General features: G+C 65.8%; 19 protein-coding genes. 5 read left to right on the top strand and 14 right to left on the bottom strand.

Annotation, left to right across the window (positions count from 1 at the left end; genetic code table 11):
• Positions 1-20 precede the first annotated feature (20 nt).
• Positions 21-1,487: a short-chain fatty acyl-CoA regulator family protein gene (locus NLR35_RS00580; RefSeq protein ID WP_257164622.1), complete on the top strand. Its 1,467-nt coding sequence runs from the start codon at positions 21-23 to the stop codon at positions 1,485-1,487.
• Positions 1,488-1,552: 65 nt separating this feature from the next.
• On the opposite strand, the gene der is transcribed toward NLR35_RS00580, so the two are convergent.
• The 6 genes from der to NLR35_RS00550 form a co-directional block, all read right to left on the bottom strand.
• Positions 1,553-2,923: a ribosome biogenesis GTPase Der gene (gene der, locus NLR35_RS00575; protein ID WP_257164621.1), complete on the bottom strand. Its 1,371-nt coding sequence runs from the start codon at positions 2,921-2,923 to the stop codon at positions 1,553-1,555.
• A gap of 91 nt (positions 2,924-3,014) precedes the next feature.
• Entirely contained in the window at positions 3,015-3,548 is a 534-nt protein-coding gene (locus NLR35_RS00570; protein WP_257164620.1) for a hypothetical protein, read from the bottom strand.
• Positions 3,549-3,617: 69 nt separating this feature from the next.
• Positions 3,618-4,271 (bottom strand): tetratricopeptide repeat protein, encoded by a 654-nt coding sequence (locus NLR35_RS00565; RefSeq protein ID WP_257164619.1) that lies wholly within the window; start codon positions 4,269-4,271, stop codon positions 3,618-3,620.
• A gap of 181 nt (positions 4,272-4,452) precedes the next feature.
• On the bottom strand, positions 4,453-6,048 hold the full coding sequence (locus NLR35_RS00560) for a class I adenylate-forming enzyme family protein (RefSeq protein WP_257164618.1): 1,596 nt from the start codon (positions 6,046-6,048) through the stop codon (positions 4,453-4,455).
• Between the two features lie 112 nt (positions 6,049-6,160).
• Entirely contained in the window at positions 6,161-6,748 is a 588-nt protein-coding gene (locus NLR35_RS00555; RefSeq protein ID WP_308773613.1) for an NnrU family protein, read from the bottom strand.
• Positions 6,749-6,991: 243 nt separating this feature from the next.
• Positions 6,992-7,588 carry a hypothetical protein gene (locus tag NLR35_RS00550; protein ID WP_257164617.1) on the bottom strand — a complete coding sequence of 199 codons (597 nt, stop codon included), beginning with the start codon at positions 7,586-7,588 and terminating at the stop codon, positions 6,992-6,994.
• 160 nt (positions 7,589-7,748) lie between these two features.
• Here NLR35_RS00550 and NLR35_RS00545 point away from each other — a divergent pair, with 160 nt between their 5' ends.
• From NLR35_RS00545 to NLR35_RS00535, 3 genes are all read left to right on the top strand, one after another.
• Positions 7,749-8,480 carry an aspartate/glutamate racemase family protein gene (locus NLR35_RS00545; protein ID WP_257164616.1) on the top strand — a complete coding sequence of 244 codons (732 nt, stop codon included), beginning with the start codon at positions 7,749-7,751 and terminating at the stop codon, positions 8,478-8,480.
• Positions 8,481-8,570: 90 nt separating this feature from the next.
• Positions 8,571-9,437: a S1C family serine protease gene (locus NLR35_RS00540; RefSeq protein WP_257164615.1), complete on the top strand. Its 867-nt coding sequence runs from the start codon at positions 8,571-8,573 to the stop codon at positions 9,435-9,437.
• Positions 9,434-9,835, top strand: a complete 402-nt coding sequence (locus NLR35_RS00535) for a helix-turn-helix transcriptional regulator (RefSeq protein ID WP_257164614.1) — start codon at positions 9,434-9,436, stop codon at positions 9,833-9,835. The genes NLR35_RS00540 and NLR35_RS00535 overlap by 4 nt, the downstream gene beginning before the upstream one ends.
• A 33-nt stretch (positions 9,836-9,868) precedes the next feature.
• Here NLR35_RS00535 and NLR35_RS00530 read toward each other — a convergent pair whose 3' ends face one another.
• Both NLR35_RS00530 and NLR35_RS00525 read right to left on the bottom strand, forming a co-directional pair.
• Positions 9,869-10,417, bottom strand: a complete 549-nt coding sequence (locus tag NLR35_RS00530) for a GDSL-type esterase/lipase family protein (RefSeq protein ID WP_257164613.1) — start codon at positions 10,415-10,417, stop codon at positions 9,869-9,871.
• A 114-nt stretch (positions 10,418-10,531) separates the two neighbouring features.
• Entirely contained in the window at positions 10,532-12,493 is a 1,962-nt protein-coding gene (locus tag NLR35_RS00525; RefSeq protein WP_257164612.1) for an autotransporter domain-containing protein, read from the bottom strand.
• Between the two features lie 362 nt (positions 12,494-12,855).
• On the opposite strand from NLR35_RS00525, the gene NLR35_RS00520 reads away from it, so the two are divergent.
• A complete protein-coding gene (locus NLR35_RS00520; RefSeq protein ID WP_257164611.1) occupies positions 12,856-13,371 on the top strand; it encodes a MarR family winged helix-turn-helix transcriptional regulator in 516 nt (171 codons plus the stop codon).
• A gap of 22 nt (positions 13,372-13,393) precedes the next feature.
• Here the strand turns inward: NLR35_RS00520 and NLR35_RS00515 are convergent, their stop codons facing one another.
• The 6 genes from NLR35_RS00515 to NLR35_RS00490 form a co-directional block, all read right to left on the bottom strand.
• Positions 13,394-15,013, bottom strand: coding sequence for a peptide chain release factor 3 (locus tag NLR35_RS00515; protein ID WP_257164610.1), 1,620 nt, complete (start codon positions 15,011-15,013; stop codon positions 13,394-13,396).
• A 332-nt stretch (positions 15,014-15,345) separates the two neighbouring features.
• The gene (locus NLR35_RS00510; protein ID WP_257164609.1) at positions 15,346-16,353 is read right to left on the bottom strand and encodes an inorganic phosphate transporter; all 1,008 of its coding nucleotides are present in this window, start codon (positions 16,351-16,353) and stop codon (positions 15,346-15,348) included.
• Positions 16,354-16,367: 14 nt separating this feature from the next.
• Positions 16,368-17,012, bottom strand: a complete 645-nt coding sequence (locus NLR35_RS00505; RefSeq protein ID WP_035648421.1) for a DUF47 domain-containing protein — start codon at positions 17,010-17,012, stop codon at positions 16,368-16,370.
• 143 nt (positions 17,013-17,155) lie between these two features.
• On the bottom strand, positions 17,156-18,124 hold the full coding sequence (locus tag NLR35_RS00500; RefSeq protein ID WP_257164608.1) for a branched-chain amino acid ABC transporter permease: 969 nt from the start codon (positions 18,122-18,124) through the stop codon (positions 17,156-17,158).
• Between the two features lies 1 nt (position 18,125).
• Positions 18,126-18,989, bottom strand: coding sequence for a branched-chain amino acid ABC transporter permease (locus tag NLR35_RS00495; RefSeq protein ID WP_257164607.1), 864 nt, complete (start codon positions 18,987-18,989; stop codon positions 18,126-18,128).
• Between the two features lie 79 nt (positions 18,990-19,068).
• Positions 19,069-20,292 carry an ABC transporter substrate-binding protein gene (locus tag NLR35_RS00490; RefSeq protein ID WP_257164606.1) on the bottom strand — a complete coding sequence of 408 codons (1,224 nt, stop codon included), beginning with the start codon at positions 20,290-20,292 and terminating at the stop codon, positions 19,069-19,071.
• Between the last annotated feature and the right edge of the window lie 5 nt (positions 20,293-20,297).

Here is a 20,297-nt window from a genome sequence, read left to right as displayed (position 1 = left end):
CAGACAGGAGATGGCCGGCCATGAGTACCGCCACGGCACGCTCGATCTTCATGGGCCCGCGACTGCGCAGGCTGCGCCGGGAGCTCGGCCTGACCCAGGCCGACATGGCCGCGGACCTCGAAATATCAGCACCTTACGTCGCCCTCTTGGAGCGGAACCAGAGGCCTGTGACCGCCGACATGCTGCTGCGGCTGGCCCGGACCTACAAGATCGACCTCGCCGATCTCGCCGGCGACGGCGGAGCCGACCATACCGCGCGGATGCAGTCGGTGCTGAAGGACCCGATGTTCTCCGACATCGACATCCCTGCGCTCGAGATCTCCGACCTCGCCGTCAGCTATCCCGGCATGGCCGAGGCCTTCCTGCGGCTCTACACGGCCTATCGCGAGGAACAGCTGGCGCTGGCCGAGCGCGCGCCTGCGATCTCCGGCGGCGCGCGGCTGCCCGAGGGGTTCGACGCCAATGATCCCGTGGCCGATGTCCGCCGCTTCCTCGCGGCCCGCCGCAACAACTTCGCTCAGCTCGACGACGCAGCCGAACGGCTGGCGCAGGCGATCTTTCAGGGCTCCGCGACCGGCTCTCCCCAGGTGTCGGCGAGCCCGTCCGGCTTCATCGAGCGGTTTCGCGAGAAGCACAAGCTGCAAGTCCGCTACATGCCGCCGAATGTGATGCTCGGCTCACTGCGGCGGCTTGATCTGCATCGCCGGCAATTGCTGATCGAGGATTCGCTCGACAGCGCCAGTCTCAAATTCGAGCTGGCGCGGCAGCTCGCTTATCTCGAGCTCGACAACGAGATCGGGACGGCGCTGGAGGATGGCAAGTTCGCCAGCAAGACCGCCGAGCTGCTGGCGCGCCGCGCGCTCGCGGCCTACGCCGCGGCGGCGATCATCATGCCGTATTCGATCTTCGCCAAAGCGGTCGATGCAAGGTCCTACGACCTCGAGGCGCTGGCGCGACAGTTCGGCACCAGCTTCGAGCAGACGGCACACCGTGTGACGACGCTGCAGAAGCCGGGTGCCGAAAAAATCCCGTTTTTCCTGATCCGCGTCGATCCCGCTGGCAATGTCTCAAAACTACTCGACGGCGCGGGCTTTCCGTTCGCGCGCCACGGCGGCGCCTGTCCGCTGTGGTCGGTGCACGGCATCTTCAAGACGCCGCGCCAGATCGTGACGCAATGGCTGGAGTTGCCGGACGGCCGCCGCTTCTTCTCGATCGCCCGCACCGTGACCGCCGGCGGCGGCTCCTACGGCGCGGTGCGCGTCGAGCGCGCCATTGCGGTGGGCTGCGCGGCCGAGCATGCGGGGCAATTGATCTACACCCGCGACGGCCACGGCCCCGATGCCAGCGCGCCGACGCCGATCGGCACAGCCTGCCGTGTCTGCCACCGGCCGAAATGCGCCGCCCGCTCGGCACCGCCGATCGGCCGCGAGATCTTGCCGGACGATTTCCGGACGTCGTCCGTGCCGTTCGGGTTTTCGGCGGATTGAGGAGGACGATGCAGAGAGACCCACTCTCAGCCCGGCATTCCGGAGCGAGGTCCGCGAACCCCGGATCAGTTCGGCCGCTTGCGCTTGTGGGCGAACGGGTTGGCCTTCTCGCGCAACGTAATGCGCACCGGCGTGCCCGGCAGATCGAAGGTCTCGCGCATCGAGTTGACGAGGTAGCGAAGGTAGGATTGCGGGATCGCGTCGGCGCGCGAGCAGAACAGCACGAAGCTCGGCGGCCGCGCCTTGGTCTGGGTGATGTAGTTGAGCTTGAGGCGGCGGCCCGACACGGCAGGCGGCGGATTGTTGGCAATGGCGCCTTCGAACCAGCGGTTCAGCGCCGCCGTCGGCACGCGCCGGTTCCAGACCGCGTAGGCCTCGACGATCGCCTGCATCAGCCGGTCGATGCCCTCGCCCATCAGGCCGGAGACCGCGACGATCGGCGCACCGGCGACCTGCGGCAGCCAGTGGTCGGCGTCCCTGCGCAGCGCGGAGATCTGGCCGGGCTGAGCCTCCATCAGGTCCCATTTGTTGACCGCGATGACCAGCGCCCGCCCCTCCCGCTCGATCAGGTCGGCGATGCGCAGGTCCTGCTCCTCGAAGCGGTTCTGCGAATCCATCATCAGCACCACGACCTCGGCGAACCGCACCGCGCGCAGCGCATCCGCCACCGACAGTTTCTCCAGCTTCTCCTCGATCCGCGAGCGGCGGCGAAGACCTGCGGTGTCGAAGACGCGGAAGCCGCGGCCCTTGTGCTCGATCTCGACGGCGATGGAGTCGCGCGTCGTGCCGGCCTCGGGGCTGGTCAGCAGCCGCTCCTCGCCGAGCAGGTGATTGATCAGCGTCGACTTGCCGGCATTGGGGCGGCCGACGATGGCGACGCGGATGGGGCGGGCCGCCCGCTCTTCGTCGGTCTCCTCGCGCTCGTCGTCCTCGTCCTCCGTCGGCGGCACGACCTTGCTGACGGCGTCGTAGAGTTCGCCCATGCCCTCGCCATGCTCGGCCGAGATCTGAATCGGATCGCCGAGGCCGAGCGCGTAGGACTCCATCGCGCCGAGCTCGCCATGCTTACCCTCGCTCTTGTTGGCGAGCAGCAGCACCGGCTTGTCGGCGCGGCGCGCGAAATCGGCGAAGGCGCGGTCGGCCGGCGTCAGGCCGATTCGGGCATCGATCACGAAGAACAGCGCGTCAGCGAGCGCAATCGCCGTCTCCGTCTGCTCCTGCATCCGCGCCGTCAGCGAGCCCTTGGGGCCCTCGTCGAGGCCGGCGGTGTCGATGATCGTGAAGCTGAGATCGTGCAGCTTGGCCTCGCCCTCGCGGCGGTCGCGGGTGACGCCGGGCATGTCGTCGACGAGCGCCAGCTTCTGTCCAACCAGGCGGTTGAACAGGGTCGATTTGCCGACATTGGGCCGGCCGATGATGGCGATGGTGAAAGACATGATGATCCGTGCGCGTTGGCGCGCAGCTTTAGCGCATTCGGCCGCAAAACCGAAACGGGTGATCGGACGATCGACGGACGGGCTTAACGCCCTAGCGGCTGAACGAGCCGCTCGGCACCGGCGCCTGGAACTGGCCCCCCGACTGGCGGACGGGCTGCTGCGCCGGGGCGGCGTCATCCGGCGGCGGCGCTGTGGTACGGCGACGGACGATCTTCTTCGGCTTCGGCGCCGCAGGCACCGCCGCAGCCCCCTCCTCGACCGCCGCCGCTTCGCCGTCCTGGGGATCGGCGGGCACCGGATTACTCACGGCCGCCTGCTGCCTGCCCTTCGCGCCCTTCTTTCCCTTGGGCTCCTCAGGCGCGGGCGGCGGCGCGGCGGTCTGCGCGCCCGGATCCTCCATCGGCTGCTGCTGGGCGCCCTTATAGAGCTCCTTCGGCACGCCCTGCTCGAGACCGGGCACGCCCTCCGGGAACACCGGCTTGCGATCGCCCGGGAGCTTCTTCTTCGTATCCAGGAAGTCGAGCATATCCGAGGGATCGAAGCTGCTGCCGCTGGCGCAGCCGCCGAGGACGCCGGTCAGCGCGGTAAGGACGGTCAGGGCGATGAGACGTTGGGGGCGACGCATGGTGGTCTTTCCGATCAAACTCAGTCTCGCCGTCGCAACGTTGCGATCGGCGCACCATCAGCTCCTGGATCAGCTCTTGGCGACGGCAGGCAGCAAGGCCTGCAGCGCCTCGGCGCGGGAGCGCAAGCCCGGCGGGGTCTCACCATCCAGGGCAATCATGTCGAGCCATTGACGGGCCGCGGCGGCATCGTTGGCCTTCCAGGCCGACAAAGCCAGCAGCTCGCGAGAGGCATGACGGAACGGCGCGCCGGCCGCAGCCTCGCCTTCGAGGCGCGGCTTCAGGTCGGCATAGGGCGCGGTATCGACCAGCAGGCCCGCGGCGCGCAGGCGCGCCATCGACTGCTGCTCGGCGCCGATGCTCCGATCGGCCGCCAGTTCGTCATAGAGCTTCACGGCAGCCGCCTTGTCGCGCACCGCGGCCTCGGCTGCCTGGTGGAAGCGGGCCAGCATGCGGTATCCCGATGGGGCGGTCGCGGCGACATCGGCAAAGGCCTTTTCAGCCTCGGCGTGCTTGTTCTGCTCCGACAGCTCGATGGCCTTGTTGAAGGCCGCGCCCGCCTCGGCAGCCTTCTGGGATTCGAGGTACTGGTATCCGCGCCAGCCGCCGACGCCCGCGATGATCAAAACCGCGACGGCGATGATCAAGAGCGAGTAGCGGTCCCACAGCTTCTTAAGCTGTTCCCGACGGACCTCCTCGTCGACCTCATCAATGAATTCAGACACTTAATGACATCCCGTCAGATTCGCCGCGAGCTCGCGCGAATGATGTTGAAGTGCCGCGCGGGCCGCCCGTTGCCCGCACGCTGGCGCCGATACCGTATCGGTATGGCGGTGGCAAGGCGAGTCCAGCCGAATCAAAGCGTTACTGCCCGTCCCGGCCTGCCACAGCGGTCGACGGCGGCTATCATGCCCCCAAGCCTTCGCGCAACTGCCGTTTCATCACCTTGCCGTTGGCGTTGCGCGGCAAGGGGTCCGCGGTCACGGTCAGGGTTTCCGGGACCTTATAGTCCGAAAGCCGTTCGGCGCACCAGCGGCGCAGCGCTTCGCCACTCATCGGCTCCCGCGTTACCACAACGGCATGGACCCGCTCGCCGAGCACCGGGCACGGCTTGGCGACGATCGCGCTCTCGATCACGGCCGGATGAGCGGCCAGCACCGATTCGACCTCGGCCGAATAGATCTTCAGCCCGCCGCGATTGATCATGTCCTTCTGGCGGTCGAACACCCGGACGAAGTCATCGGCATCGATCGAGCCGAGATCGCCGGAATGCCAGTAGCCGGCGGTGAAGCTTTCGGCGGTCGCCTCCGGCCTGTTCCAATAGCCCTTGATGACCTGCCCGCCGCCGATCCAGATCTCGCCGATCTCGCCGCGCGGCAGTTCCCGGCCCTGCGCGTCCATCACCAGGATGCTGGCGCCTGGACAGGGCAATCCGACGCTGTCGATGTGGCGGGCCGTGAGATCCGGCGGCATCAGGGTCGAGGGCGAGGTCGTCTCGGTCGAGCCGTAGGCGTTGACCAGCCTGAGCCCGGGGATCTTCGCCGCCAGCCTCTCGATCGTCGCCACCGGCATCGGCGCGCCACCGAAGCCGCCGATCCGCCAGGACGACAGATCGTGGCTGTCGAAGTCGGGCTGCAGCAGGCAGAGATTATACATCGCCGGGACCATCACGGTGTAGGTCACGCGTTCGCGCGCGGCGAGCTTGAGATATTCGCCGGCCTTGAACTCCGGCATGATGATCAAGGTGCCGGCGCAGCGCGCCATGCTGGTGACGTTGGCGACCACGCCGGTGACATGGCCGAGCGGCACCGCAGCGATCGAGCGATCGGATGGCGTCAGCCCGAGGCAGGTCTGATAGAGCATCGAGGAATGCACGATGTTGCAATGCGCGAGCATCGCCCCCTTCGGCCGGCCCGTGGTGCCCGAGGTGTAGAGGATCATCGCCGTGTCCTCTTCGCCCACAACGATCTCATCAACATGAGGCGCGTGGCCGGCGAGCGCAGCGAAGCCGGAGCGTGCCGGATTGTCGTGAACCGCGATGCGCTCCAGCAACTCCGGCGTTTCGGCGGCGGCCGGCAGCCGCTCAGCCAACGTCGCTTCATGCAGCAGCAGCCGGGCGCCGCAGTCGTTCAGCACATAGGCGATCTCCGGGGTCTGCTGCCGGGTCGACAACAGCACGGTGATCAAGCCGAGCTTGGCGGCGGCGAACAGCGTCAGCACGAACTCGATGCGGTTACCGAGCAGTAGCGCCAGCCGGTCGCCTTTCTGCAGTCCCCTCGCCTGTAGTCCGCCGGCAATGCGCGCCGCAGCGTCGGCGACCTCACGCCACGACAGGCGTTGCTCACCACAGATCAGCGCTTCGCCCTGACCGTTCCGCGCGGCGGCCTGTTCGACCATGTCCCAAATGCTGGCCGGACGCTCCGCAAACAGCGGAACCACGCGATCGCCGAAACGCTGCTCACGCCGCATCGGCGTGATTGCGGCATGCTGCGACCACTGCATCGGATCGCCTCCCCTGAACTGTTCTTGTCGTTTGCCGGTTGGGACCGGTCACGTGCACCGCCCGGTCCGGGCGGCGCGCAATTGTCCGGCAGAACGCGGCCGCCGAGAACCGCTAATTGCCGATGACGGGAATGCCGAGCACGACGGGATGGAACGCAAAAGCCAGCGCCGCATAGACGATGATGCCGACCACCACCGCGATGACGTCGTTACCCACGCCCCCGACGGGTATTGGCGGTCCGCCGGCATCCGCGCGGCGCTTCAAGGAAATGCGGTCGAACACGGCCCAGGCCAGGATCGAGCCGAACAGGATGATGCCGCCTAGGTCACCGTTAGCGAGCAGATGACCGAACGCCCACAGCTTCACGCCCGCCAGCATCGGATGCTTCAGCGTGGTGTAGATGCGGCCGCGGATATAGGCGGCGACGACCATGATGACCGCCGGCAGCATCAAAGCGAGATTGATGTGCTTGAGCGCCTTCGGCGGCGTCCAGACCTGGATCCAGCCGCCGCCGTTGCGGTACTCGGCAAAACCCCACACGATCAGCGCGAGACCTGCGAGCGCCACGACGGTGTAGACCAGCTTATAAGGCGCTTCGCCCAGCTTCGCGATGACCTGCGCCCGGGCCTCGCGCCGGGTCGTGAACACATGGGCACCGAGAAACAGCACCAGCCCCACCACCATCACCAGAAGTCCCACGGCGTCCCCCTCTCGTGCACGCAACTCGCGGGGAACTGGGTATCATCTTCGGGGGCCGCCTCGCAACGTGACCGGCTCTCGAAGTGAGCCGCCTTGTCCCACCCGCCCGTCATTCCGGGGCGGCTCGCAGAGCCGAGCGCGGAGCCTGGAGCTTGGCTCGCGTTCTTTGCAGACCATGTCGGGATTCCGGGTTCGACGCTGACGCCCAGGAATGACGGCGGTCGACAGAGCATCGCGACAAAACTATTGCTGCTGCGACGTCTTGCCCAGGTCGCGGTTGTCGACATAGCGGATGGCGATCGGCCGGCCGGCCAGCGCGCCGCCGAGCCCGGAGGTGAACTTCAGCGGCAGGCAGGCGTCGAGCGAGGCATTGATCGCCTTGAGGTAGGTCGCGCGGGTATCGGACGACGCAGCCGATGTCGCAAAGGTCACGCGCGGCGGCGCGATCATGTCGCCCGTCCGCTTGAAGCTGAAGCGGACCGTCATCTGCATGCCGGCGCGGGCGCTGTCCTCCGCTGGAGGTGTCCAGCAGGAGCGGAGCGCGGCGAACAGATCGCCGATGGTGTCGAGATCATGGTCCGGCTTCTGATACTTGGCCGCCTGGTCCTTGGCCGGCTTGCTCTCGATGGTCAGCTGCAGGTTCTGGCCATAAGGATAGTTCATCTCCGGGATGCACGGCCAAGGGCCGTACACGCTGCAGAACGACGGCGTGCATGGCTGCTCGTCCAGCACGCTGCATGGCGTGTGTGCGAACGGCACCGGATTGATCTGGCGCCGGCGCGCGTCAGCGGTGACCGGGGTGGCCAGCATCAGCAGGAGAAGTACGACGATGCGCAGCATGGGACACTCGGGATGGATGATGCCAGAACTGGGTCTGGCGACGAAATCCGCAAGCTCAATCCCGTTCACATCCGTGCGTTCCGGCCGGCTGAACGGCTCTCGACCGTGCCCGCGGAACTCGGCTAGAACACGGCAGGACCGACACCAGACGGATGCAACGATGAGCCGCCTCAGCGAGACCGTGATCAACGTCATCAACCCGAACATGACCGCGACGATGACCGAGCTGATTGCGAAGGCCGCGCAGGCCAGCGCGAGTCCGACTACGCGGATCGTTGGCCGCACCGCGCGGTTCGGCGCCGCCTCGATCGAAGGCCATTACGACGAGGCGATCGCGGCGGTCGGCATGCTCAAGGAGGTCGAGGCCGGCGACGCGGAGGGCTGCCACGCGCACGTGATCGCGTGCTTCGGTGATCCCGGCCTGCTGGCGGCACGGGAGATATCCGCCGTGCCGGTGCTCGGAATTGCGGAAGCGGCGATGCATGCCGCGAGCTTCGTCGCGACCCATTTCAGCGTCGTCACGACCTTGTCGCGCACCAAGGTGATCGCCGAGCACCTCGTGCGCAACTACGGCATGGAGCATCACTGCCGCAGGGTCCGTGCGGTCGATGTCGCCGTGCTCGATCTCGACAAGCCCGAGGCCAATGTGCGCGGCACCCTGCTCGGCGAATGCCGGGCGGCGCTGCGCGAGGACGGCATCGGCGCCATCGTGCTCGGCTGCGCCGGCATGGCCGATCTCGCACATGACCTCTCCAACGAGCTCGGCATTCCCGTGATCGATGGCGTGGCTGCCGCGGTGCGTTTCGCCGAGGCGCTGGTCGGATTGGGCCTGAAGACATCGAAGCACGGTGATCTCGCATTTCCGCTGCCGAAGGCGCGCACGACGATCTGAGTCGAACTGCCGACGACGGCGCCTGCCCACCTGGGGAGTTCCGAAACGACCATCGACGCTCCACATTGGTTTCAACCGATGGAGCTCACGATGTCCGATCTTTCTGCCCTCTCCGCGCTGTCGTCAGCGCTCTCCGCCGCGGTGGCCTCTGCTTCGCCGTCTCTGGTCTCCGTCCATTCGCACCGCTCGCGGGCCTCCGGCTTCCACTGGAAGCCGGGCCTCGTCGTCACAGCCGACGAGGCCCTGGCCGACGAGGGCGAGGTTTCGCTCGTCTTCGCCGATGGCGCCGCTCGGCCGGCCACGATCGTCGGGCGCGATCACACCACCGACATCGCCCTGCTCCGCTTTGATGGCAAGGACGTGCCGGCTGCGCCACTCACGACCGACGTTCCGCCGCTCGGATCGCTCGCCGTCATCACGGCTGCAGATCAGGGGACACCGGTCGCGGCGCTCACGATGGTGTCGAAGTCCGCCGGCTCCTGGCGCAGCCTGCGCGGCGGCGACATCGACGCGCGGATCGAGCTCGACACACGGCTGCGGCACAGCTCCGAAGGCGGCCTCGTGCTCGACGCGACTGGGCGGGCGATCGGCATGGCCGTGCGCGGACCGCGCCGCACGCTCGTCATTCCGACGGCCACCATCACGCGCGTCGCAACCAAGCTCGCGACCCACGGCCGCATCGCCCGCGGCTATCTCGGCGCGGGGTTGCAGCCGGTCCGGATCGATGACGGCCTCGGCGCGATGGTGATGAGCATCGACAAGAACGGGCCTGCCGCCATCGCCGGCCTGCGCCAGGGCGATGTCATCACCGCGCTCAACAAGGAGCCCTTCCGCGGCATGCGCGCCTTGATGCGCGAGCTCGGTCCGGAGAGCGTCGGCGCCGTGGTCGAGATCGCGGCGCTGCGCAGCGGTGAGCCGCGGCAACTCGCCCTGACCATCGGCGAGCGGCCCGCGTGAGCGCGGAGAGCAGCACGCCGATCACGATCGCCATCGCGATCGACGATGCCGATCTGGCAGATCGGCTGGCGGCGCTGCTCGGTGGCGTCGCCGGGTTGCGGCTGGTCGCCCCCGGTGACAGCGCCGATGTCGCGGTCGTCGCGCAGAGCAGCGGAGATGCGAGCGAGAAGGATGCGGATCGCAGCGAAGCGAGCGACGCCTTTCAGCTCACCGCGCGCGAGCGCGACGTCCTGGCGCTGATGGCCGAGGGTTGCTCGAACAAGGAGATCGCGCGCAGCCTCGGCATCTCCGTGCACACCGCAAAATTCCATGTCGGCTCGCTGCTCGACAAGCTCGACGCCACCGGGCGCACGGATGCGGTGGCGCACGCGGCAAGGCGGGGGATCATCGAGTTGTGAGACGGCCGCTCAGCACTCCATGTCTCCGCCGCGCTATTTGCGCAGGCCGCCCATGACGCGTGGGAGCAGCGATGCCGCGAGCATGCGATAACCGTCCGGCGTCAGGTGCTGGCCGTCGACCTGGTGCGGCAGGCCGCGCAGCATTCCGTTCTCGACCATCACGACCTTGATCCGGCGTTGCGAGGCCTTGGCCATGATGGCGCCGATGTTGCCGGCGCGCTGGTCGCCGACGCCTTTGCGGGCATCATTGCCGCCAGGCTGGAGAAGCAGGACACGGGTGGATCCATCGACCGCGCTGTCGAAACGCGACAGCATGCCCGCGGTCGTGTCGCCATTGATGCCGGCATTGGCGACGCTGACCCGGAGGCCCTTCCCGTGCAGCATCGCCTCGAGCTGGGCCGGAAAATCCTCGCCGCGGTTGACGCCCTTGCCGTAGGTATTGCTGGCGCCGAGCGCGACCACCTCGGCGGCATGGGCTGTTCCGATTGCGGCTGCTCCGATCGCGGCAGCCGCAACGCAACAAACAGCTAACAGCCCGGCCGCGTGACGCCGGACAACACGGCCAAAGGATTCCGCCTGCATGTCGCTCTCCCCCGATTGTTTTCGAAGGAGAGCGTAGCGTACCAACCACCGGACGCAAGGCGATTGCCGGCGACGAACTCTCGTCACTCATCGCCAGCATCTTCGGAGCAACGCTCAGAACGCGACTTTCAGTCCGCCGTTCACGCCATAGTCGTTGCGGTCGGATCGGGCGAACGTGCTGACCACGCCGAGATTCACGCTGACCTTGTCAGTGATCGCCGCGGCCAGACCGGCGGCGACTTTCCCGTAAGTATCCGTGCGTCCGTCGATCGGCGTCAACACCGGCAGCAAGGGCGTCGTCACCAGGGTCGTGATCAGCGTGCGCGCCGAGCCCAGGAAATCATGCTCAACGGTCAAGTTCAGGTAGGGATTATAGAAGGCTCCGCCTGCAGCGAACGGCGCACGAAACTGCACGCCGGCGCTTCCGGTCAGGCTCTCCAGAGTCTGCCGGCTCACCATGTTGGTGAGCAGGATGTCTCCGGTCTCGGTATAGCCTGCGACTTGCGCATTGGTGTAGGACAAGCCGCCGATCGGCCCCACGCGCAACGCGCCGAGATCCCAGAGATAGCCGCCGCGCGCAGCGACCGTGAACGTGTCCGCTTGCGTCGACCCGCGGATGACATCGATCACACCCTGACGATCGGTGGCAATCGCCTGGCGGCCGTAGGCGATCAGCGCGTCCGCAAACCAGTTGGCGCGGCTGTAGGAGGCGTAGCCGCCGATCTGGTAGGCGTCGATCTTCTCATGGGCGTTCTGCACGGCGAGATTGACGTTCGGCTGGGCATAGCTGAACAGCCCGCCGACCAGCAGATCAGGCCAAAGGCGATAATCCAGCCCGATCCATCCGCCGACCGAATTGTAGTTGTAGCTGGATAGGGACTGCTGAGAGTCGCGGCTCCCTCCAGCATAAGCGGCATCGCCATAAACCGACCACTGGCTCTGCACGCTGCTTCGAGCGGCGCGGATCGCCTTGGCCGGCATGTCCGCCGCCATCGCGTTCATCGCATGGGCCGTGCTGAGGACGTTCCGATAGGCATCGAGATGTCCGAACACCGAGCCCGCGAAACCGGTCGCGATCGACATCGCGACGTCTCCCTGCGGCGCTACGGTCAACGGCGCATCGATCTGATTGGTCTGGTAGCGACCGATCAGCGCAAAGCCGGCGGTCGTGAAATGCAGGCCATCATAGGACAGGAACTGGTTCTGGGCCGCGACCGAGCCTCCGACACAGGACGGCACCGCCGTACAAGCCGTGGTGACGTTGGTGAACCCGTAGAGCGAGGGATTGGCGACCACCCTCTGCGTCAAGGTCGCGAGATCGAAGAAGAAGATGCGAATGCCGGAGCGCGCCAACGGCGCCAGGCTGGCCTGCTCCATCTGCGTCAACGTGGATTGGAAGTAGTGGATGTTCTGGTTGCCGGCGGCGATCGGCAAATAGGACAGGTCTCCAACCGACAAGATCGCGAGGTTGCGTGCGCCGACCTGGACGAGTTGCTGAACGTCAGACAGGATATTGGCCGTGGTCTGCGCAGCAGCCGTGTTCATCTGGGCCTGCGTGATGGCCGGATTGAACAGGATGGGCACGCCGTCATTACCGCCGGCGGTGGTGATGTCGACGAGATCTCGCGGGCCGAAATGTCCGCCGGCCGCGAGGAACGTCCTGATCTCGGTGCCCGTGCCGGGCAGCACCGGCACGGGAGGCCCGAACAGGTTTCCGACATTGGTATCGCCGCTCATCGCGCCCCCCGTCGCGTAGTTGGCGACCGATGAGGTCGGAAGACCGTAGTGGAATTGCAGGGCATCCGCCATCGACAGCCCCGCGCTGTAGCGGCCGCTCGGAGGGGCAGCCGACCCGGCCCGCAGTGCGTTTCCCCAATCGGCGTAGCTGTCGCCAAACACTGTCAGGCTCGTAAACTGGCCTGTCACTTTGGGGCCGAACACCCCCTGAACAGATGGATTTTGCTGGAGGTAGGAATAGACATCCGGACTCGGAACGATGGCGATCGGCGTATAGGTCTGGGCCGAAGCATCGACCACACTACAAGCGAGGCCGGCTGCCGCAACGGCGGCAGCCATGACACAGCAGCGGCGCGATGAAGTCCCGCTCGACCGGATTTGCCTCTGATGTTTGATCGACTCGTCCTTGGTCGACACGCCGTCGGCGCCGTTCGACCTGCCCCATCCAGCCAAGCTCAGCATTTCACTCTCCCCTCACGAGCGTCGACGCGTTGATCGCGTTCTAGGCACGCCGCAGCGACAGGTGAGGAGACCCGCAAGAAATACCTTTCCCCCGGCACCGGCGCGTCATATCGTCGCTCTTGTTGCAAGAATGTTCACTGCATGAACTGTTCACGTCAAGAACAATTCGACATTCGATTTCGAAGTGATTGCGCAGTAAGGGAATGTGTGGCCTCCCGGCATCAGCTATGAGGGGCAAATTGGCGCATTGGACCCAACTCACCTTGAATCGTGCACTCTCGCGTCCCCGACGACGCTCCCTGGCCCTCGAGGCCGGCAAACAGCGCCCCGAGATCAACGTGGCTGGGCTGACGGGCCTTGCTGGCTATTTGATCCGGCAGGCGCAGCTCTGGGTTTTTGAGGATTTCAACGCGACACTGACGCCGCTGGCCCTCCGCCCCGCGCAATACTCGATCCTGGTGATTGTCCGCGACAATCCCGGGCTGTCGCAAATGGCGCTGTCGGAGGTGCTCGGCATCGGCCGCTCCGGGATCATTCCGCCGCTCGACGAACTCCAGTCGCGAGGGCTGCTCGAACGCTTGCCGTCGTCAGACCGGCGCACCCATGCCTTGCACCTGACGGAAGCCGGCACCGCGCTCCTCGCGCATGCCGACCGTCTGGTGCAGGAGCACGAGCGGCGGCTGATGGACAAGGTTGGCGCCGAAGGACACCAGCAGTTGGTGCGGGTGCTCGAGGTGTTCGGCCGACACCGATAGTACCAAGGACGAGAAAGCCGGCTTACGCCTTCTTCTTCACGTCCTTGACGTTGGAGAACACGATGCCTTCGGCGCGCTCCTTGGTGTAGCCGAGATAGAACTCGTTCTTGGCCAGGAACACCGGGTCGCCGTCGACATCGTCGGCAACGCCGGAATTGTTGGAGGCGATGAATGCCTCCAGCTTCTTCTTGTCGTCGCAGGAGATCCAGCGCGCCAGCGAGAACTCGGAGATCTCGAACTCGACCGGCAACGAATACTCAGCATCGAGCCGTGCCTTGAGCACGTCGAGCTGCAGCGGGCCGACAACGCCGACCAGCGCAGGCGCACCGTCGCGCGGACGGAACACCTGCACGACGCCCTCCTCCGACATCTGCTGCAAGGCTTCCTTCAGCTTCTTCGCCTTCATCGCATCGGTGAGGCGGACGCGGCGGACGATTTCCGGGGCGAAGCTGGGCACGCCGACGAAGGTCAGATCCTCGCCCTCGGTCAGCGTGTCGCCGATGCGCAAGCTACCGTGATTGGGAATGCCCACGACATCGCCGGCGAACGCTTCGTCCGCGACCGACCGGTCCTGGGCGAAGAAGAATTGCGGGCTCGACAGCGGCATGGTCTTGCCGGTGCGCACCAGCTTGGCCTTCATGCCGCGGTTGAGCTTGCCCGAGCACAGCCGCGCGAACGCGATGCGGTCGCGGTGGTTGGGATCCATGTTCGCCTGGATCTTGAACACGAAGGCGCTCATGCGCGGCTCGGCCGCGTCGACCTTGCGCAGATTGGAGTCCTGCGCGCGCGGCGACGGCGCGTAGCGGCCGAGACCTTCCAGGAGATCGCCGACGCCGAAATTGCGCAGCGCGCTGCCGAAATAAACCGGCGTCAGATGGCCCTCGCGGAAGGCGTCGAGCTCGAACGGCTTGCAGGCTTCCTTCACCAGCTCGAGCTCGTCGGTGATCTGGCCCATGTCGAGATTGGCGTTGAGCTTGCCGAGGTCGGAGATCGCGATCTGCTGCGCCGCGCCGGTCTTGGCGCCGCCGCCTTCCAGGAGGCGCACGCCGCCGTCCCTGACGTCATAGGTGCCGATGAAATCGCGGCCGCGGCCGACCGGCCAAGTCATCGGCGTGGTGTCGAGCGCCAGCGTCTTCTCGATCTCGTCGAGCAGGTCGAAGATGTCGCGGCTCTCGCGGTCCATCTTGTTGATGAAGGTGATGATCGGAATGTCGCGCAGGCGGCAGACCTCGAACAGCTTTCGCGTGCGCGCCTCGATGCCCTTGGCGGCGTCGATCACCATGACCGCGGAGTCGACTGCGGTCAGCGTGCGGTAGGTGTCCTCGCTGAAGTCCTCATGGCCCGGCGTGTCCAGCAGGTTATAAACCAGCCCCTCGAACTCGAAGGTCATCACCGAGGTCACCACGGAGATGCCGCGGTCGCGCTCGATCTTCATCCAGTCCGAGCGGGTGTTGCGGCGCTCGCCCTTGGCCTTGACCTGACCGGCGAGATTGATGGCGCCGCCGAACAGCAGCAGCTTCTCGGTCAGCGTGGTCTTGCCGGCGTCCGGGTGCGAGATGATGGCGAAGGTACGCCGGCGCGCCACCTCGTCGGACAGAGGCGAGCGGGACGGCTGTTCGGTCGTGACGGCAGTATCGGACATGAGGCGGCAGACGTCGTTTCGGGGCCGGAGAATGGCGATGTACGGGAAAGCGCGGGCTCACGGCCGCCGCGCGCCCTCCATATAGGCGTTTTGCACCGCAACTCCAACCGGGGAGTTAACCGGCCGGACCCATGGGCGCGCCGGGGCTGGCAACCCCGCCCGCGGCCGTCCTTCGAGACGCGCGCCAAGTGGCGCGCTCCTCAGGACGAGGGCGGAATGTGTGGCCAGACCTGGAAGCCACGGCCAATCTAGATCCTCATGGTGAGGAGCGCCGCCCTTGCGGCGCGTCTCGAACCATGAGGCCCCCGTCCAAAGATTGGGCCATCGCCGGGTCAGTGCCTCAGCACCTGCACCAGCCAGAAGCTCAGCGCCGAGACGATGGCCGAGGCCGGGATCGTGAAGATCCAGGCATAGACGATCGATCCGGCCACGTTCCAGCGCACCGCCGAGGCGCGGCGGGCGGCGCCGACGCCGACGATGGCGCCGGTGATGGTGTGGGTGGTCGAGACGGGCACGCCGAGGAACGTCGCCAGGAACAGCGTGATGGCGCCACCGGTCTCGGCGCAGAAGCCCTGCATCGGGTTCAGCTTGGTGATGCGAAGGCCCATGGTGCGGACGATGCGCCAGCCGCCCATCAGGGTGCCCAGCGCCATCGCCGACTGGCACGACAGCACCACCCAGAACGGCACCGTGAAATGCTCGCCGAGATGGCCCTGCGAGTACAACAGCACCGCGATGATGCCCATCGTCTTCTGAGCGTCGTTGCCGCCATGGCCGAGCGAGTACAGCGAGGCGGAGGCGAATTGCAGGATGCGGAAGGCGCGGTCGACCGCGAACGGCGTCGAGCGCACCGAGGCCCATGACACGATCGCGACCAGGATCATCGCCAGGACGAGGCCGACCAGCGGCGACAGCACGATCGCCAGCACCGTCTTCGACAGCCCGCTCCAGACCATCGCCGAGATCCCGACCTTGGCGATCCCGGCCCCGACCAGGCCGCCGATCAGCGCATGCGAGCTCGACGAGGGAATGCCGGCCGCCCAGGTGACGAGGTTCCAGACGATCGCTCCGACCAGCGCGGCGAAGATGACCTGCGCATCGACGATGGTCGGATCGATGATGCCGGTGCCGATGGTCTGGGCGACGTGCAGCCCGAACACGCCGAAGGCGACGAAATTGAAGAACGCCGCCCAGAACACCGCATATTGCGGCCGGAGCACCCGGGTCGAGACGATGGTCGCGATCGAGTTGGCGGCGTCATGCAGGCCGTTCAGGAAGTCGAAGGCGAGCGCGACGGCGATGAGGCCGACCAGGATGGGAAGGCCGAGTTGAGCGTCCACGGCGCGGCCCTACCCTAGACCTGTTCGATCATGATCGAATTGATCTCGTTGGCGACGTCGTCGAACCGATCGGCGACCTTCTCCAGATGGTCGTAGATCTCCGCGCCGACGATGAAGTCCATGGTGTTGGCGTTGCGGTGCTTGAGGAACAGCTCCTTCAGCCCGATGTCATGGAGATCGTCAACACGGCCCTCGAGCTTGGTCATCTCCTCGGTGATCGCGGTGATCATCGGCACGTTCTGGCCGATCGCCTGCAGCAGCGGCAGCGCGCGGCCGATCAGATTGGCGCAGTCGACCAGCAAGGTGCCCATCTCGCGCATCGTCGGCTCGAACTCCTTGACCTCGAACAGCACCACGGCCTTGGCCGTCTGCTGCATCTGGTCGATCGCGTCGTCCATCGAGGTGATCAGGTTCTTGATGTCGCCGCGGTCGAACGGGGTGATGAAGGTGCGGCGGACGGCGGTCAGCACCTCGCGGGTGATGTTGTCGGCCTCGTTCTCGAACTGGCTGACGCGCTGGCAATGGGTCAGCACGTCGTCGCCGCCCTTGAGCATGTCCTGCAGCGCATGCGCGCCCTGGATCACCACCTTGTTGTGGCGGGCGAACAAATCGAAAAACCGCTCCTCCTTGGGGAGGACGGCGCGAAACCAGTTCAGCATGGGACGAGATCCATCCATTCCGAAACGGGCCAGGGCTGGCCCGTCACGGAAGTGTCATACTCCGGATCACGCCGCAGCAGAAGCGGCGGCGGGATCATCCACCGCTTTCTGCCCTTTCGCCGATCTCTTTTTAGATCAATGGCTTAGAGAGATCGCTTGAGCAGGTGGGCGATTTCTCCGATCACGCCGCGGCGGAAGGTGAGCACGCAGGACACGAAGATGACGCCCTGGATCACCGTCACCCACTGGCCGAACCCGGCCAGATATTGCTGCATGCCCACGATGACGAAGGCCCCGACCACCGGTCCAAACACCGTACCCAGCCCGCCGACCAGCGTCATCAGCACGATCTGTCCCGACATCGCCACCTCGACGTCGGTCAGCGACGCATTCTGGGCAACAAACACCTTCAGCGCCCCGGCGAGACCGGCCAGCGTGCCGGACAGGATGAAGGCGAGCAGCTTGTACTGGTCGGTCTTGTAACCGAGCGAGATCGCCCGCTGCTCGTTCTCGCGGATCGATTTCAGCACCTCCCCGAACGGCGAGTTGATGGTGCGGAAGATCATGAGGAAGCCGGCCAGGAAGCCGGCCAGCACGACATAATAGAGCACGGTCGGCTTGGACAGGTCGAGGATGCCGAACATCCGGCCCTGAGGAATGCCCTGGATGCCGTCCTCGCCATGCGTGAACGGCGCCTGCAGATAGATGAAGTAGAGCAATTGCGAGAGCGCCAGCGTGATCATCGCGAAATAGATGCCCTGGCGACGGATCGAGATATAGCCGGTGATCACCGACAGGACGAACGATCCGGCGACGCCCGTGAGGATGCCGAGCTCCGGCGGCAGCCCCCACACCTTCAGCGCATGCGCGCTGCAATAGCCGGCAGTGCCGAGGAACATCGCGTGGCCGAATGACAGCAGGCCGCCATAGCCGATCAGGAGGTTGAAGGCGCAGGCGAGCAGCGCAAAGCATAGCGCCTGCATCACGAAGAACGGGTACAGCCCGGTGAACGGCACGATGGCGAGCAGCGCCGCCATGATGACGAACACGATCATCTCGTCGCGCACGGCGCGCGGGGTGATCGGCTGGGTGTCGTCGGTGATCGATGTCATGTCAGGCCGCCCGTCCGGTCAGACCCGTCGGCTTCACCAGCAGCACCAGGACCATCAGAACGAAGACCACGGTGTTGGAAGCCTCGGGATAGAAATATTTGGTCAGTCCCTCGATCACGCCGAGCGCGAAGCCGGTGATGATCGAGCCCATGATCGAGCCCATGCCGCCGATCACGACGACCGCGAATACGACGATGATGATGTTCTCGCCCATCAAGGGACGGACCTGGTTGATCGGCGCCGACAACACGCCCGCAAGCGCGGCAAGCCCGACGCCGAGACCGTAGGTCAGCGTGATCATGCGCGGAACGTTGATGCCGAAGGCCCGTACCAAAGTGGGGTTCTCGGTGGCCGCCCGCAGATAGGCGCCAAGTCGGGTGCGCTCGATCAGGAACCAGGTCGCTAGACAGATCACGAGAGAAAAGATCACCACCCAGCCGCGGTAGATCGGCAGGAACATGAAGCCGAGATTCATGCCGCCGCGCAGCTGTTCGGGAATGGCATAAGGCAGGCCAGACGAGCCGAAGAAGTTCTGGAACACGCCCTGGATAATCAAGGCCAGTCCGAAGGTCAGCAGCAGACCGTAAAGGTGATCGAGCCCGGCAAGCCATTGCAGCATGGTGCGCTCGAGCACCATGCCGAAGGCGCCGACGATGATCGGCGCGAGCAAGAGCGCCAGCCAGTAATTGATGCCGCCGAGGTTCAGCAGGAAATAGGCGCAGAACGCGCCCATCATGTAGAGCGCGCCATGGGCGAAGTTGATGATGTTGAGCATGCCGAAGATGACGGCAAGCCCGAGACTGAGCAGCGCGTAGAACGAGCCGTTGATCAGTCCGACCAGGAGCTGTGCGTAGAGAGCCTGCATCGTCTTGTTCTGTTTTTCTCGGCGTTTCCCAGGAGGTCAAACCACAGCCCCGGCGGCGAACCGCCGAGGCTGCAGCGGCTTATTTCTTCAACAGTGCGCAGGCGCTCTTGTCGAGCGGCGTGAATGCCTGGTCGCCCGGCACCGAGCCGACCAGCTTGTACAGATCCCACGGGCCCTTCGATTCCGACGGCTTCTTGACCTCGAACAGATACGCGGTGTGGATGGTGCGGCCATTGGGCTGGATCTCGCCCTTGCCGAACAGCGCATCCTCGGTCGGGATCGACTTCATCTTGTCGACGACCTTCACGCCGTCATGCGGGTTCTCGCCGAGCGCCTCCAGCGCCTTGAAGTAATGCATGAGGCCCGCATAGACGCCGGCCTGGACCATCGTCGGCGGCGCGCCGTTCTTCATCCGCTTTGCGAACCGGTCGGAGAACGCGCGGGTCTGGTCGTTCATGTCCCAGTAGAAGGTCTCGGTGAAGTTGAGGCCCTGCGCGATGTCGAGCCCGATCGACTTCACGTCGGTGAGGAAGAGAAGCAGCGCGGCGAGCTTCTGGCCGCCCTTGGTGATGCCGAACTCGGCCGCCTGCTTGATCGAGTTGGTGGTGTCGCCACCGGCATTGGCGAGGCCGATCACCTTGGCGCCGGACGACTGGGCCTGCAGCAGGAAGGACGAGAAGTCCGAGGTGTTGAGCGGATGCTTGACGCCGCCGATCACCTTGCCGCCATTGGCGGTGACCACCGCCGTGGTGTCGCGCTCCAGCGCGGCGCCGAAGGCGTAGTCCGCAGTCAGGAAGAACCAGCTCGTGCCGCCCGCCTTGACCAGCGCCTGGCCGGTGGTGTGGGCCAGCATGTAGGTGTCGTAGGTCCAGTGCACGGTGTTCGGCGAGCACTGTGCATTGGTGAGGTCGGAGGTCGCCGCGCCCGAATTGATGTAGACGCCGTTCTTCTCCTTGACGACGTTGTTCACGGCCAGCGCCACGCCGGAGTTCGGCACGTCGACGATGATGTCGACCTTGTCGACGTCGAACCACTGCCGGGCGATCGAGGTGCCGATATCGGGCTTGTTCTGGTGGTCGCCGGTGATCACATCGATCTTCCAGCCCTTCCCCGCGAGGCCGGAATCCTCGATCGCCATCTGCGTCGCGAGCGTGGAGCCGGGTCCGCCGAGGTCGGAGTACAGACCGGACTGATCGGACAGCGCTCCGATCTTGACGGTCTTGTCGCCGGCCGACGCGAGACCGCCGCCGGCAACAGTGAGCGCCGTGCCCAGCAGCAATGACGCGATGAATTTGCTCTTCATTTCCA

Source organism: Bradyrhizobium sp. SRS-191 (assembly GCF_024586915.1).
Classification (GTDB): domain Bacteria; phylum Pseudomonadota; class Alphaproteobacteria; order Rhizobiales; family Xanthobacteraceae; genus Bradyrhizobium.
Note: the sequence above shows the minus strand (reverse complement) of the source record. Positions and strands in the feature narration are given on the sequence as shown.